Consider the following 15,223-nt stretch of genomic DNA (forward strand, 5'->3'; position numbering starts at 1 on the left):
CATTCCAGGAGTTCCCATGCACGCTTCCACCGTAGTCATCGCCGCTGGCGAACGCAGCATCGAGGCGGTACTTGCCGCCGAGGCTCTGCGTCGCGCGGCCCGCCAGCGCGGGCTTGAGCTGATGATCGAAATCCGCAGCGACCAGGGCGTGACCGGCGCGCTGCCCGCCTCGGACGCCGCCTCCCCGACCCAGCTGCTGCTGGTGGGCGATGGCGAGGCAGACATCGCACGCTTCGGCAATGCCCGGATCGTGCATGCCAGCCTGGGCGAGGTATTGGACGATCCGGTCGCCGCGCTTGCACCGCTCGCAGCCGCGCCGGCCAGTGCCCCCGCCACCGGGGCTGGCAAGCGCATCGTTGCCGTCACCTCCTGCCCCACCGGCATCGCTCACACCTTCATGGCAGCAGAAGGCCTGCAACAGGCTGCCAAAGCGCTGGGCCATGCGATCCGGGTTGAAACACAGGGCTCGGTCGGCGCGCAGGATGCGTTGAGCGATGCGGAAATCGCCACTGCCGATGTGGTGCTGATCGCCGCCGACCGCGAAGTCGATCTTTCGCGTTTCGCAGGCAAGCGCCTGTTCAAGAGTGGTACCAAGCCGGCGATCAATGACGGCCAGAACCTGATGCGCAAGGCGCTGGCCGAGGCCGGCGTGCACGCGGGGACAGCGGCTTCGGGCCGTACCGCAGAAAGGAACAAGAGCACCGGTCCTTACAAGCACCTGATGACCGGCGTGTCGTTCATGCTGCCGTTCGTGACAGCCGGCGGCCTGTTGATCGCCCTGGCGTTCGCACTCGGCGGCATCTATGCCTTCGACGACGCACACAAGGGGACGCTGGCCTGGTCGCTGTTCCAGATCGGCGCCAAGTCCGGTTTCATGCTGATGGTGCCGGCGCTGGCCGGCTACATCGCCTACTCCATCGCCGACCGCCCCGGCATCGCGCCCGGCATGATCGGCGGGCTGGTTGCGGTCAACATGGACGCAGGCTTCATCGGCGGCATCCTCGCGGGCTTCATCGCCGGCTATGGCGTGCACTGGATCAACCGTGCGCTGCGCCTGCCGCGCAGCCTGGAAGGCCTCAAGCCGGTGCTGATCCTGCCGGTACTGGGCACGCTGCTGGTCGGCCTGCTGATGATGTACGTGATCGGCACGCCGGTGGCCGCACTGCTGGCCTGGCTGACCGACTGGCTGCGCGGCATGGAGGGCAGCAGCGCGATCCTGCTCGGTTTGCTGCTGGGCGGCATGATGGCCGTTGACATGGGTGGACCGGTCAACAAGGCGTCCTACGCCTTCTCCACCGCCCTGATTTCCAGCCAGGTCTACACGCCGATGGCGGCGACCATGATCGGCGGCATGACGCCACCGCTGGGCATCGCGCTGGCGACGTGGTTGTTCAGCAACCGCTTCACTGCCGAGGAGCGCGGCACTGCCGGTGCCGCCGGCGTGCTCGGCCTGAGCTTCGTGACCGAGGGGGCTATTCCCTACGCGGCACGCGATCCGCTGCGCACCATTCCTGCGCTGATCCTCGGCTCGGCCGTGGCCGGTGCGATCTCGATGGCCGCAGGCGTCGAGTTGAAGGTGCCGCACGGCGGTGTGTTCGTGCTGCCGATCCCGAACGCGGTCACCCATCTTGGTGTCTACCTGCTGGCGCTGTTGGCCGGCGTGGCGGTCACCGCGATTGCACTGCGCATCCTCAAGAAGCCGGTCACAGCCCCCACCCCGTAAAAGGAACCCCGCCCATGACCTGCCCTTCCTGCCGCCTGGTGCCGGTAGCGATCCTGCTGACCCTGCCCTCACTGGCCGTAGCTGCCAACGCGAGTGATGTCTTCACTCCCAAACTGGCTTACACCGGCGAGGCGGCCGCCACGCTCGATGGTGGCAAGCGCAGCGGCACCGCTTACGCCGGCCAGCTGATGTTCGGCGCCGATGTTGACCTCGACGCTGCGTTCGGCTGGCGGGGGGCCACGATCAAGGCCTATGGCATCAATCGCCACGGCACCAACCTCGCCAACAGCAGCACCGGCAACAGCACCTCGGTGCAGGAAATCTACGGCGGCCAGGGGACCCGCCTGGCCAACCTGACCCTGGAACAGAAGCTGTTCAACGACCGGCTGGTGCTGGAGGCCGGTCGCAGCGTCGCCAACATCCACCACCTCGGGTCGGAGCTGTGCCAGTACTTCCAGGGCAACTCGGCGTGCGGCAACCCGACCTACGTTTTCCGCACCAGCAACTTCACCTGGTGGCCGGTGTCGAGCTGGATGGCCGACGCCACGGCCTGGGTGACGCCCGATGTCTATGTCCGCATCGGTGCCTACCAGGTCGATCCCAGCCAGGCCGAGGATGGCCAGCATGGCCTGAAGTGGAATACGAACCAGGCCACCGGCTGGATCGTGCCCTACACGATCGGCTGGCGCAGCCCGGCTTCGGCACGACTGAAAGCCCGCTACGAACTCGGTGGCTGGCAGGACAACTCGACCTATCGCGATCCGCTGCGCGATGCCAACGGCATTCCCGCGCTGCTCAGTGGCCAGGAGTACGCGGCACGCCACGGTCGCTCCGGTGCGTTCGCGCGCTTCGAGCAGCAGCTTACCGGCGATGGCAATGGCCGCGGCCTGACCCTTTTCGGCGCCGCGCTCAAGGGTACCTCCGGGCAGCTGATCGAGGATCACTTCCTGCAGGCCGGGCTTGTGCAGAAGGGCACGTTCGCCCGCCGGCCGCAGGACAGCATCGGCTTCGTCGTCACCCGGCAGAAGTACAGCGGCATCGCGCTGGAGAACCTCCGCCTGGCCCGCGCTGCCGCCGGCGGCAGCGGCACCCCGCACGGAAGCCAGGTGATGATGGAGCTGAGCTATGGCATCCAGCTCACCCCGCAGCTCAGGATTGCACCGAACCTGCACTACATCGTGCATCCGGACCCGTTCAACGAACCTGCGCGGCAGCGGGACCTGCCGAATGCACTGATCGCGGGCATGCGGGTTGACTGGAACCTGTAGCAGATGGCACGTGTCGGTCAGGCGCAGCCCGTGTCAGGCACCAGGGTCCACAACCGGTCCAGGCGGCGTACCGATACTCCGGAACCAGGGCGATTGCGGGCCCTGGCCGGGCTTCAGCTGCTGTCCGCCACCCACGCCAGTTCGAACGTCAACGCGAGGCGCTGGCCAGGCTCCAGCCGGTGCGGTGCCAGCGTGAAGCCGTCCGGCGGGCCACTCTGCGGTTCGACACAGGTGGCGTGCGGCGCAGCGTCGTAGACCACCCAGTGGTCGTGGTCCGACCTCAGCCGCAGGCGTTGGCCTTCGCGTACCAGCGTGATGTCACCGTCGGCAACGAAGCAGTCATCCCAGGGGCCGGTGGTGGGCTCCACGTGGGGCAGCGTGGCAATACCTTCCCTGTCCCGCGGATACATCGCGCGAGGATTGAACAGCAACCGGTCCGGCTTCCTGAACCAGGGGTGCCAGCCCAGCACCGCCGGCATCGCCTGCTCGCCGGCCTGGACCGAAAGGCGCAGCTGCAGGGTGTGCCCCTGCAACCGCAGTTCCAGCATGGCAATGCCACCGAAGGGCCAGTAGCTGTCGCGCGGCAGCTGCAGCGACACCTCGGCTGCGGCCGCATCCAGCCGGTCGATCTGCCAGGGTCGCGAGAAGCCGACCCCATGGATGGCATGCCCGTCGAAGTTGAGCGGCAGCCGATGCGGCATGCCGTCAAAACGGAACTGTCCACGGCGGATGCGCCCGGCCCACGGCACCATCGGGTAGCAGCCCCAGGCGATCGCCGCCGCCCCGGTCTCCTGCGCGTCCACCAGCCATTCCACGCCCCGGTAACGTAGGTGCGCGATGCGCCCGCCCGCCGCTGCGGCGAGCGCAACCTCCAGTTCGCCGCATCTCAGCCAGTGCAGCTGACCGGCCGGCAGCGGGGCCAGCGCATCATCCCTCGGCAACATGTGCTCAGGCCCCATAGGGATTGATCGTGCGGATGCTTCCGTCCGGCTCCATGTGCAGCGGCGTGCACTTGGCTGAGCGCAGGTGGGTAATGCCGCCGGACATCAGCGCATCGTGATAGAACAGGTACCACTGGCCCTGGAACTGGCAGATGGAGTGGTGGGTGGTCCAACCGACCACGGGGGTGAGGATCACGCCAGCATAGGTGAACGGCCCGTACGGGCTGTCACCCACGGCGTAGCACAGCTGGTGGGTGTTGCCAGTGGAGTACGACAGGTAGTAGCGACCCTGGTACCTGTGCAGCCACGGGCCTTCGAAGAAACGGCGCGCATGGTCGTCCGCACGCAGCGGCTGGCCATGCTCATCCAGGATCTGCACTTCGCGGGTGGGTTCGGCCAGCTCGGTCATTCCAGCATCCAGGCGGCCCACGCGCGGCCCCAGGGCCGGCGCGCCGCCCTCGGGTTCCTCGTGCGCTTCGCTGTACTGGTTGTCACGATACTTCTGCAGCTGCCCGCCCCAGATGCCACCGAAGTACAGGTAGTGGCTGCCATCGTCGTCTTCGAACACGGCCGGGTCGATCGAGTACGCGCCCTTGATCGGCTCCGGCTGGGGTACGAACGGGCCCTCCGGTCGCGCACCGATTGCCACGCCGATGCGGAACCGGCCCTCGGCGTCCTTGGCCGGGAAGTACAGGTAGTAGCGGCCATCGCGACAGGCGGCATCGGGAGCCCACATCTGTTTCCGCGCCCACGGCACGTCGCGCACGTGCAACGCCATGCCGCAATCCACGGCCGCGCTATCGGGCGTATCCATCTTCAGCACATGGTAATCCTGCATGCCGAAGTGGCCGCCTTCATCGTCGAATGGCTGGCCACCGTCGATGTCGTGCGACGGATAGATGTACAGGCGCCCCTCGAATACGTGCGCCGAAGGGTCGGCGGTGTAGATGTGGGTCACCAGCGGTTGCGAAATGGCGTGTGCGCTGAGCTGCGCGAGACGGGCTTCGCTGGCCTGGCCGTCTTCACCGGCAGAGAGGTCGATCATGGTTGTCATCTTGGCGTTACGCGGAGGCGTCGGCGGAACGGCGACGCAGGTGGAGATCCTGCTCGATGCGGGTTTCCGCGCGCTTGTCGATCCGGTAGAAGAACAGCAGCGCCACGGCGAGCAGGAACGGAAGGGAGCAATAGACGCTTACGGTCAGGCGGATGCCCTGCACCACGGCCTCAGGCTGCTGCACCAGGCCTGCCTGGTAGCCGTAGTGGGCAAGGATCGCGGCGACCAGCGCGCCGCCGACACTGAGGCCGATCTTCAGGCCGCACAGCATCGCCGAGAAGATGATCGCCGTTGCCCGGCGATGGTTCTTCCACTCGGAGTAGTCCGCAACGTCCGCGATCATCGCCCACAGCAGCGGGATGGTGATGCCATAGCAGAAGCCATGCAGCATGAAGGCAGCGAAGGCCACCGCCACGCCCGTGGGTGGAAACAGGTAGAAGGCAAGCAGGAACAGGGTCGAGACAAACAGGGCGCCACCGAAGACATCGCGCTTGCCGAAGCGATCCGCCAGCCGCCGTGATGCACCAATACCCAGGATCATGCAGAGGATGCCGCACGCGTTGAACAGGCTGAACGCCGAGGTGGCCGCGTCCTTCGGCCAGGTGAACGCCGCGAAACCGGCGCTGGCCAGGGCGCCATTCAATGCACGGATCAGGCCGTTGAAGCCTGAGTTTTCCAGAAAGCCGGCCAGCGCGGCTTCGCTCATGTAGTACTGGAAGTAATAGATGTAGGTGCCGCCTTTCAACGCCAGGTTGATGAACACCAGCACGGTCAGCGCCAGCATCACCTGCCACGGGCGGTTGTGCAGCAGGTCCGACAGGTCCTGCACAATGCCGCCGGTCTGCTCGCGCGTCGGCACGATGCGTTCGCGGGTGGTGGCGAAGGTGATCAGGAAGAACACTGTTCCGATCAGTGCGAAGGCGGTCATGACCTGTTCGAAGCCGCGCACCCGGTCGCCGTCACCCAGAATCAGCACCAGCGGCATCAGCAGCACCTGGATGATGAACTGCGCGATCATCACGGCCACGAAGCGGTAAGCCGAAAGGCTGTTGCGCTGCGCCATGCTGCCGGTCAGCACGCCGCTCAGGGCCGAGTACGGCAGGTTGTTCGCGGCGTAGACGCAGACCAGCAGCGCGTAGGTGCCCAGTGCATAGATCACCTTTCCGCGCTCGCCCAGGTCCGGGGTGCTGAACGCCAGCAGGGACAGTACGCCAAAGGGGATGGCCGTCCACAGGATCCACGGGCGGAAGCGGCCCCAGCGGGTGGACGTTCGGTCAGCCGCAATTCCGATCAACGGCGTGAACACGAACGCACCCAGCAGGCCGACCACAAAGATGATCGTGGCCGCGGTCGCAGCTGGCAGGCGGTAGACGTCGGTGTAGAAGAATGCCAGGTAGGTGATCAGGGTCTGGAAGATCAGGTTGGCGGCGAGATCGCCCAGGCTGTAGCCGAGCTTCTCGCGAACCGACAGCGCGTGTTCAGTGCTTGCCATGCAGCGGACGTCCTGGAAAAGGGATCTGGTCGAAGGGGAATCGATGCCAACGAGGGCGATCAGTCATGCGCGGGCACCACGCTGAACCTGCCCTGCGCACGAATATCGGCACTGGACGCCCCTACCCTGACCTCGTAGGCACCGGGCTGCACCTCGTACGCCGCACGCGCTTGGTCATAGTGGCGCAGGGCCTGCGCTGCCTGCAGGGTGAACGTCACCGTGCGGCGTTCGCCCGGGGCCAGATGGACCCGCTGGAAGCCACGCAGCTCCTGCACGGCATCACCACCACCGGCGTGTGCGCGCCGCACGTACAGCTGTACCACTTCGTCACCGCTGCGTGTGCCCGCGTTGGTCACATCCACCGCCACGCCCAGGCGGCCATCGGCGCCGATGGTGTCCGCATCGAGGCGGAGCGCTCCATAATCGAAGCGCGTGTACGAGAGCCCGTGACCAAACGGGTACAGCGGCGTGCCGCGGAAGTAGCGGTAGGTACGGCCCTCCATGGCGTAGTCGTCGAATGCCGGCATCGCTTCGCCGGCCTTGTAGAACGTGACCGGCAAACGGCCGGCGGGATTGACGTCGCCGAACAGCGCCTGGCCGACGGCGGTGCCGCCGCGCTGCCCGGGGTACCAGCTCATCAGGATCGCCGGCAGATGCGCCTGCGCCCAGTCCACGGCGATGGCCGAGCCGCCGGTGAGTACCATCACCACCGGCTTGCCGGTAGCGTGCAGGGCCTCCAGCAGGGTGCGCTGCGGCGCGGGCAACCGCAGGTCGGTGCGGTCGCCACCGGCAAAGCCCGGATAGTTGACCGTCATTTCCTCGCCTTCGACATCGCCGGTGAGTCCACCGACGAACACCACCACATCGGCCTCGCGTGCAGCATCGAGCGCTTCATCGAACGGCGCCTTGGCACCGGGCATGCGCCACCCCAGGCGCACGCCGGCATCGCGCTGGTCGTCGTAGTATTCCAGTTTCAGGTCATAGGCACGCCCCGCCTGCAGGTCGAGTTCGACACCCTCGGCATGCAGGCGATCCGTGTTCACCCAGTGATCGATCACACGCTTGCCGTCCAGGTACAGGCGGTAGCCATCATCGCCGGCCACCTCCAGCCGGTAACGACCGGACACGGGGGGCAGCAGCTGGCCACTCCAGCGGATGCTGAAGCGGTCGTCGGGAATCCCCTGCCCCGGTGCCGCTTCGCCGCGTGCCAGCAGGTTGTCGGTCGGCGAGCCCCGGTCCCAGCGGAAGCCGATCTGCGCGTCGGTCCGCACCAGGGCCGGAGTGCCAGACAGGTCGGGCGTGCGGAAGTACTCGCCGCGCAGGCCGCGCTCGGGCGAGTCGGCCGAGGGCCGCAGGAAGGTCGGCTCGATCAACGGCGTTGCACCGGGATCGTCGCGCCCTTCCACCAGGTCCACGCCGCGGGCATAACGCACTTCAACGCCCTTGGCCGCCTCGCGTATGCCCTGCAGGATGGTGACCGGCGCGGCCGGTGTGCCGAAGTAGTTGCCGAGCAGCGCCATGGTGTCGTCGGCGGTGGGTCCAACCACGGCAATGCGCCTGGTGTCGCGCGACAGCGGCAGGATGCCATCGTTCTTCAGCAGCACCAGCGAGGCCTGCGCGGCCTTGAGCGCGAGCGCATCATGGGCCGGCGCCTGGTTCACCGAGGCCGGAATGCGCGCCCAGCGCACCCGCTCCGGCGGATCGAACATGCCCAGGCGCATCCGTGCGGTGAACAGGCGGGTCACCGCATCGTCGATCTCCGCTTCGCTGATCAGCCCCTGGCGCACTGCCGCAGGCAGCGTTGCGTACTCCTGGCCGCATTCCAGCTCGGTGCCGTTCCTGACCGCCAGCGCCGCGGCGGCTTCGCGCGTGGCGACGATACGGTGGTGCTTCCAGATGTCGACGATGGCCCAGCAGTCCGAGACCACGTAGCCCTTGAAGCCCCAGTCGCGTCGCAGCAGATCACGCAGCAGGAAGCGGCTGGCGCTGGCGGACTCGCCGTAAACGCGGTTGTAGGCGCCCATGACCGCATCCACTTCGCCTTCCTTCACCAGCGCCTCGAACGCCGGCAGGTAGGTGTCGTAGAGGTCGCGCCGGCTGGGGCGTGCATCGAAGTGATGGCGGTCGGCCTCCGGCCCGCTGTGCACGGCCAGGTGCTTGGCGGTGGCGTCCAGCTTGCGGTAGACGGGGTCGTCGCCCTGCAGGCCGCGTACGAAGGCCACGCCCATGCGCGCGGTGAGGTAGGGATCCTCGCCGTAGGTCTCCTGTCCGCGCCCCCAGCGCGGGTCGCGGAAGATGTTGACGTTCGGCGACCAGAAGGTCAGGCCCTGGTAACGGCCATGCGCGCCTTCGCGGAGGAACTGGTGGTGCTTTGCGCGGGCCTCGTCGCTGATGGTCGCGGCCACCTGCCCCATCAACGGTACATCGAAGGTCGCGGCCAGGCCGATTGCCTGCGGAAACACCGTGGCCTGCCCTGCCCGTGCCACGCCATGCAACCCCTCATTCCACCAGTCGTAGGCGGGCACGCCCAGCCGTTCGATTGCCGGCGCGGCATTCTGCATCTGCGCGGCCTTCTCTTCCAGGGTCATCTGCGCGACGAGTGCGGCGGCCCGTTGCTCGAAGCTTGCCGAGACATCCAGCCAGGGCCGTGGCGCGGCCGCGGATGCGGCGGCCGCCACGCAGCTCAGGACGAACACGGTGGCCCGTCCACGCCACGTACGGCGGCGGGCCCTGGACGAAATCGACAGTCTCATTTGCTTCTCCCGGTGCGCTCGTCGCGCGCGAAGGGACCCAGCAGTGCGCCCACGAAGCCGCCTGCCCGGTCCGTACTCAGAACGGTGCCGTCCACGTCGCCTGCGAGCAGTTGCCAGCCCTGCCCGTCGCCGATGTCGAACGAGAACGCGTAGTCGCCCTCGTTGCCGGCAATCTTCAGGCGCAGCGCTGCAGACGCCGGCACGTCATGGCTGGCCAGCGTCCGCGTGCTGCCACCCCCGTCACGCGCTTCGAGGAAGAGCGAGAGGCGCCCCCCGCCAAGGTCACGAACGCCGAGGAAGTACCAGTACGCCTCGCTCTGGAACGCCGCCAGACCGGCGGCGACACCGGGGGCTGGCGGGGTCATCGCGGTGCTCGCCTCGAAGCGCAGATGCTGCTGGCGCCGGCCGAGAAATGCCGGATTGCGCAACGTGTCCAGATCCTCGGCAAGCGGGTGCACGGCCAGCATGCCGGGGCGCTTGTGCAGGTCAGCCCAGGCATGCCTGGGCACGCGCACGCGCAGCCACTGGCGATCGAGCGCTGGGCCATCAAAATTGTCGCGCGCCACGAAATTGCCGGTCGACGGGGCCTGCGATGCCTCGCCCTGCATCCATGACGGCGCCTCGGCCACGTAGGGAATGGCCTGGTCGGTCGGCAGGATCTGCGGCCAGCCATCCTGCCATCGCACCGGCAACAGGTAGGTCTCGCGCCCGGTGTTGTAGTGGCGCTTCTGATAGTTGCGGCTGGCCAGGAACACCGCCCACCACGAGCCATCCGGGCCTTCGACCAGATCGGCGTGGCCGGCATTGGTGATCGGCAGCGGACGGTCGTCCGGCAGCTCGCGCTGGGTCAGGATCGGATTGCCCGCATAGGGAACGTAGGGTCCCCACACCGCGCGGCTGCGCAGCACCACCTGCGAATGCTGCGGCCCGGTACCCCCTTCAGCGTCGGACAGGTAATACCAGCCCTCCCGCTTGTAGATGTGCGGTCCCTCGATCCAGATCGGATTCTTCGCCGGCTCCACGCCTCCATCAACCAGCACCCGGCGTGGCCCAACCGGCTTGAACGCCGGCAGATCGATCTGCTGCATCCAGATGGCGCGGTGCCCGTCGTAGCGCGGCGGACCGGGCGGTGCATCGTTGTTGATCAGGTAGACCTTGCCGTCGTCATCGAAAAACAGTGATGGATCGATGCCATCGATGCCGGGCAGCCAGTGCGGATCGGACCACGGCCCGGCCGGGTCGCGCGCCGTGGCAATGAAGTTGCCACCGCTGTCGGTGGCGGTGGTGACGACGTAGAAGGTGCCGTCGTGGTACTCGATGGTGGGGGCGAAGATGCCGCGCGACACGCTCAGCCCGTCGAAATCCAGCTGCGTGGGGCGGTCAATCACGTTGCCGATCTGCTTCCAGTGCACCAGGTCAGCACTCTCGAACACCGGAATGCCCGGGAAGTAGGTGAAGCTGGAATTGACCAGATAGAACCGGCCGTTCGCGCGCACGATGCTGGGATCGGCATGGAAGCCGGCCAGTACCGGATTGCGGTAGTGCCCGGCCGGCAGCGGCACTTCAAACGCCTGGTCATTGCCGCGGTACTCGAACCAGTCGAAGTACACCGGCGGAGCGTCCGGCGGCGCGCTGGCCCGGGCGGCTGCGGCCGACAGCAGGAACACTGCCGCCAGCAGCCGGCGCGCCATGGATCTCAGGCCGGCCCTGTCGCGGGCCACAGGGGACTGCGTGGACAACGTCATCATCGTCGGGCCTCGGCTTCGGCAATGGGGAGTTCGAACGGGCCGGCCGGCGCCCCGCTGCGATCGCGCAGCGTGCACACCGGGCCATCGGCCCAGCAGTAGCGGACGTGCGTTGCGTGCGTCGACCGCGGGCCGCGCAGCAGGATCCGGCGCGCATCCAGTTCGGCTTCGGCGTACTCGCAGTGGTGCGCATGGCCCCTGGCCTCGCACAGTTCAAAGCCGATCGGACGCAGTGCGCCGGTCGCGGTGAGCGCGCCTTCGACATCCTCGAACGCAATGGCGACGGCCGTGGGCGTCCGCACGGCGGTGACCGCCCGCGGCCCTGACGGTGCCAGACCCTGCTCGCCGTACACCACCTGGCGGGCCACGCGCGCCAGGCGGCGCCCGAGCTCCTGCTTGTTCGGTGGGTGGATGTCGTAGGCATCTCCGATGTCGATGGCGATGGCGAGCCCGCTCTGCGCATCCTCGGCGGCGACGCGCCGCTGCGACTCGCGCACCTGCGCCCAACCGCTGTCGGCGGGCGCAACCGGTGGCTGGCCATAGCTGGCCAGCTGCACGAGCAGCAGTGGCGTGCGCGCACCGAACTGACGCCGCCAATCGTCGCGCAGCGCACGCAACCGCGCCGCGTACGCCGCGCCATCACCGGTGTTCGATTCACCCTGGTACCACAGCATGCCGCGCAGCCCGAAAGCGCCGAGCGGTGCGATCATTCCGTTGTACAGCGTCGACAGCCCGGTGGCGGCCTGCCAGGGGGCAAATGGCGGCGCCTGTTGGCCCGGCGCGACCCGGTACTTCCACGGACCCTGCAGTGCCACCCGCTCACCGTTGTCGAACTGCAGGCCGTATGCCGTGGCGGGGCCGGCCAGGCCGCCTTCGCCGTAGGTGTCCAGCACGTTGACCGCAATGCTGTTGGATCCTGCCTTCAGCAGGCCACGTGGCAACGGGTAGCGCCTCTTGCCGGCGCCGTACTGGCTGCCGACGGCGACCCCGTTCACCCAGGTCACGTCCACCTCGTCGGCCGATGCCAGCTCCAGGGTCGCGCCGCGTGCAGCCTGTTCAGCGCTCAGCATCACCTGCGTGCGATACCAGACCATGCCGTTGTAGTCGGCAAGCGCGGGCTCGTTCCAACGCTCCCATGCGCCCAGTGTGGCCGGTGCGCGCGGCCATCCTCGGTCATCGGCATCCGCGCGCCATGGGGCGTCGCCGGGCGGCGTGCCCTCGCGTGTGGCCCACCAGTGCTGCCAGTAGCGGCCCCAGGCTGCGCGTGCCTCCAGCGGATCACGCGCAGACCGCGCGAGGATATCGAGGGGCTCGTCCAGGCCACCCTGCTCTCGCAGTGCACCCACGCTGGTCCAGGCCTCGATCCGAGAGCCGCCCCACGCCGCCTCGATCAGCCCCATCGGCACGTCGACGGTGCGCTGCAGTTCGCGCGCGAAGTAGAAGCAGGTAGCGGAGAAATCGCGCACCGTATCAGGCGTTGCCGATGTCCAGGCAGTGCTGCCGTTGAAGCTCTCCTGTGCCTGCACGGCGGCGTGCTGCGGCACGGTGAACAGCCGGATCCGTGGCATCGTGGCTGCGGCGATCTCGCTGGCTGCGTTGAGCGAGCGCCACACCGGCAGCTCCATGTTCGACTGGCCCGAGCACAGCCACACGTCGCCGACCAGCACGTCGCGCGCCATCTCCCGACGTGTCCCAGCGTTTACCTCCAGCGTGTACGGACCGCCCGCGGCCACCGGGGGCAGCGTCGCCTGCCAGCCGCCTGCGGCGTCCGTCCGGGTGCTTACCGCCTGCCCGGCAAACGTCACGGAAACCGGCTGCCCGGGGCTTGCGTGCCCCCAGACCGCAATGGGCCGGTCACGCTGCAGGACGGCGTGATCGCTGAACAGCGGATGCAGCAATCCCTTCACTTCCCGCGCCGCAGCCGGCACCGCAAACCCGGCCATGGCCACCAGCATCAGCGCATGACCAACCGCTCCGAACCTGCTCATCGGCCATCCCCCGGTGCGAACGGAAACTGCAACGCCTGGTAGTACGACAATGGCTGCGGCGGTGGCCGTTCGCCGACGGGCAGCGGCCGTCCGCTGAGTGACTGGAAGTACGCCACGCTGGCGTCACGCCACCATTGTGCTTCGTCGTGCTGGATCTGCAGGAACGCCGCGACGTGCCGATGCCGCTGCGGATCGATCCGGTCGCGCAGGCCGGCCCAGGTCGCCTGCATCGACTGCACCTGGCGCACGCCGCGCGAATAGCGCCCGACCAGTTCCTCCCAGAGCGTCCTGCCCGAGCGCATGCGGCGGTCCCACGGCACATGATGGAACCACAGCAGCAGCGACTCGGGCACCCGCTCGGGGTCGCCATAGACCTCGGCGACCTGCGGGGCGTACTGGCCCACGGCGTTGCTTCCGCTGGCGCTGCGGTCAAAGCCGATGCCCTTGCTATCGGCTCGGTGGTAGTAGACCGACGTCCAGTCCGCACGCGGGCCGCCGTCCACCCAGGGGCCGGGGCCGTAGTGATGGCCGCGTGCCATGAGGTGATGCAGGCCCAGCGGCGTCATGTAATCCACTGCCGCCTCGCGCGAGTCCATCATCATCCGCACGATCGGGCCGGTCACCTGCGGGTCGGGCGAGAAGGTCAGCGCTGCCCAATCTTCGGCAATCGCGCGCGCGGATTGCTGCGGGTTCCATGCCAGTCTGCCGAAGGCGTACCAGTTGGCCTGGTCGAAGTGCGAGCCACTCCAGGTACGGTCCATGCCGATGTTGGCGACGCCGGCGATACCGGTCAGTGCGTGGCCCTCCAGCGAACCATCGACCACGCGGGCAACGGTGGAGCCTTCGCCGCGGGCATGCGTGTCGGCCTGCAGCACTTCCTCGTAGAGCGTTCCCAGGTAGACCAGGTGCGTCGCAAAACCCAGGTATTCCTTGGTGATCTGCAGTTCCATCATCAGCGGCGTGCGTGGCATCGCGCCGAACAGCGGATGGAACGGCTCGCGCGGCTGGAAGTCGATGGGGCCGTTCTTCACCTGCACGATCACGTTGGGCCGGAAGGCGCCGTCCAGCCCGACAAACTCGCTGTACGCCTGCTTGGCACGATCCTCGGGGACCTCGTGCGAATACACGAAGGCCCGCCACATCACCACGCCGTTGTAGGGCGCCAGCGCGTCGGCCAGCAGGTTGGCGCCGTCGGCATGGGAACGACCGTAATCCTGCGGGCCGGGTTGCCCCTCCGAGTTCGCCTTGACCAGGAAGCCGCCGAAATCCGGAATGCGCGCATGGATCTCATCGACCTTGTCGCGCCACCAGCGCCGCACGCCGGGATCCAACGGGTCAGCCGTCGCCAGGCCGCCGAGCTCGATGGGCGCACTGAAGCGTGCGCTCAGGTAGACGCGGATGCCATAGGGGCGGAACAGGTCAGCCAGCGCGGCGGCCTTGGCCAGATAGGCCGGTGACAGGCTCAGCGCACTGGCGTTGACGTTGTTGAGGACGGTGCCGTTGATGCCGAGCGAAGCGTTGGCACGGGCGTAGTCGGTGTAGCGCGGGTCACGCCATTGCGGCAACGTCTGCCAGTCCCATAGCGAGCTGCCCGCATAGCCACGCTCGACGTAGCGGTCCAGGTTGTCCCAATGGTCGAGCACGCGCAGTGCGACCCGCGGCGACTCCCGCACGTCCAGGCCCTGCAGCGGCATGCCACGCTGCAACAGGCGCAGCAGGTGGAACATGCCATACAGCACGCCTACATCCCGGCGTGCCGCCAGCAGCAGCACATCGCGCCCCCCGGTCCGGACCTGCCGGATCAGGAAGCCCTCGTCGCCCAACGTGGCGATCTCGTTGCCGAACGCGGCAACCAGCGCCGAAGACTGCGGCGTACCCAGCACCAGGGCATGGTCAGTAGTGATTGCCGTTCGCATTGGTGGGGCCGTTCCCAGCAATCCAGAAAGGCTCCGCGCAAGCTCGTCGCGGGTGGCGCGCTGCATCGGCGTGCCATCCGGGGCCACCACTTCGGCCAGCTGCCGCCGGTAGACGGCAGCGACCGTTGTGGCAACCGGCTGGTAGCGCATCCACAGCCTGTAGCCATCCTCCGCCCGTGCCCCGCCAGCACAGGCCAGCAGTGCGAGCACGGCGCACAGGCGCGTGCCGACAGCACGCAACAACGGCGTTAACATGCGCCTTTGTAAACTACGTTCGGGCCCAGGGCAGCGCATCATCGTCCCTCGCACCCGCGCGGCAGCGCCACCAAGAACAAAGGGATCG

The 15,223-nt window shown here is 67.8% G+C and carries 9 protein-coding genes; 2 read left to right on the top strand and 7 right to left on the bottom strand.

The window, feature by feature from the left end; genetic code table 11:
- The first annotated feature begins 16 nt into the window (after nt 1–16).
- Both WDC87_RS04175 and WDC87_RS04180 read left to right on the top strand, forming a co-directional pair.
- Nucleotides 17–1,723, top strand: coding sequence for a fructose-specific PTS transporter subunit EIIC (locus WDC87_RS04175; RefSeq protein WP_252744985.1), 1,707 nt, complete (start codon nt 17–19; stop codon nt 1,721–1,723).
- A 14-nt stretch (nt 1,724–1,737) separates the two neighbouring features.
- Complete coding sequence (locus WDC87_RS04180; RefSeq protein WP_072167072.1) at nt 1,738–2,991, top strand: carbohydrate porin; 1,254 nt, start codon at nt 1,738–1,740, stop codon at nt 2,989–2,991.
- A gap of 113 nt (nt 2,992–3,104) precedes the next feature.
- Here the strand turns inward: WDC87_RS04180 and WDC87_RS04185 are convergent, their stop codons facing one another.
- Genes WDC87_RS04185 through WDC87_RS04215 form a run of 7 tightly spaced genes read right to left on the bottom strand, consistent with a single transcriptional unit; the run spans nt 3,105 to nt 15,120 of the window.
- Nucleotides 3,105–3,935, bottom strand: coding sequence for an aldose epimerase (locus tag WDC87_RS04185; RefSeq protein ID WP_242015814.1), 831 nt, complete (start codon nt 3,933–3,935; stop codon nt 3,105–3,107).
- Nucleotides 3,936–3,939: 4 nt separating this feature from the next.
- Nucleotides 3,940–4,977 (bottom strand): glycoside hydrolase family 43 protein, encoded by a 1,038-nt coding sequence (locus WDC87_RS04190; RefSeq protein WP_088497159.1) that lies wholly within the window; start codon nt 4,975–4,977, stop codon nt 3,940–3,942.
- Between the two features lie 16 nt (nt 4,978–4,993).
- On the bottom strand, nt 4,994–6,478 hold the full coding sequence (locus WDC87_RS04195) for an MFS transporter (RefSeq protein ID WP_072167075.1): 1,485 nt from the start codon (nt 6,476–6,478) through the stop codon (nt 4,994–4,996).
- A gap of 59 nt (nt 6,479–6,537) precedes the next feature.
- Entirely contained in the window at nt 6,538–9,231 is a 2,694-nt protein-coding gene (locus tag WDC87_RS04200; protein WP_252744986.1) for a glycoside hydrolase family 3 protein, read from the bottom strand.
- Nucleotides 9,228–10,922 carry a glycoside hydrolase family 43 protein gene (locus WDC87_RS04205; RefSeq protein ID WP_252744987.1) on the bottom strand — a complete coding sequence of 565 codons (1,695 nt, stop codon included), beginning with the start codon at nt 10,920–10,922 and terminating at the stop codon, nt 9,228–9,230. Before WDC87_RS04205 ends, WDC87_RS04200 begins: the two co-directional genes overlap by 4 nt.
- Before the next feature lie 53 nt (nt 10,923–10,975).
- A complete protein-coding gene (locus tag WDC87_RS04210; protein WP_252744988.1) occupies nt 10,976–12,964 on the bottom strand; it encodes a sialate O-acetylesterase in 1,989 nt (662 codons plus the stop codon).
- Nucleotides 12,961–15,120 (bottom strand): alpha-glucuronidase family glycosyl hydrolase, encoded by a 2,160-nt coding sequence (locus tag WDC87_RS04215; protein ID WP_336331286.1) that lies wholly within the window; start codon nt 15,118–15,120, stop codon nt 12,961–12,963. Before WDC87_RS04215 ends, WDC87_RS04210 begins: the two co-directional genes overlap by 4 nt.
- Nucleotides 15,121–15,223: the final 103 nt, after the last annotated feature.

This window comes from Stenotrophomonas maltophilia group sp. Smal12 (assembly GCF_037079935.1).
GTDB lineage: Bacteria > Pseudomonadota > Gammaproteobacteria > Xanthomonadales > Xanthomonadaceae > Stenotrophomonas > Stenotrophomonas sepilia.

Excerpts from the sequence above, each read along its gene's own strand:
- WDC87_RS04190 (WP_088497159.1), bottom strand. The coding sequence starts at position 4,977 with ATGATCGACCTCTCTGCCGGTGAAGACGGCCAGGCCAGCGAAGCCCGT.
- WDC87_RS04175 (WP_252744985.1), top strand. The coding sequence starts at position 17 with ATGCACGCTTCCACCGTAGTCATCGCCGCTGGCGAACGCAGCATCGAG.
- WDC87_RS04205 (WP_252744987.1), bottom strand. The coding sequence starts at position 10,922 with ATGGCGCGCCGGCTGCTGGCGGCAGTGTTCCTGCTGTCGGCCGCAGCC.
- WDC87_RS04185 (WP_242015814.1), bottom strand. The coding sequence starts at position 3,935 with ATGTTGCCGAGGGATGATGCGCTGGCCCCGCTGCCGGCCGGTCAGCTG.
- WDC87_RS04200 (WP_252744986.1), bottom strand. The coding sequence starts at position 9,231 with ATGAGACTGTCGATTTCGTCCAGGGCCCGCCGCCGTACGTGGCGTGGA.
- WDC87_RS04195 (WP_072167075.1), bottom strand. The coding sequence starts at position 6,478 with ATGGCAAGCACTGAACACGCGCTGTCGGTTCGCGAGAAGCTCGGCTAC.
- WDC87_RS04210 (WP_252744988.1), bottom strand. The coding sequence starts at position 12,964 with ATGAGCAGGTTCGGAGCGGTTGGTCATGCGCTGATGCTGGTGGCCATG.
- WDC87_RS04180 (WP_072167072.1), top strand. The coding sequence starts at position 1,738 with ATGACCTGCCCTTCCTGCCGCCTGGTGCCGGTAGCGATCCTGCTGACC.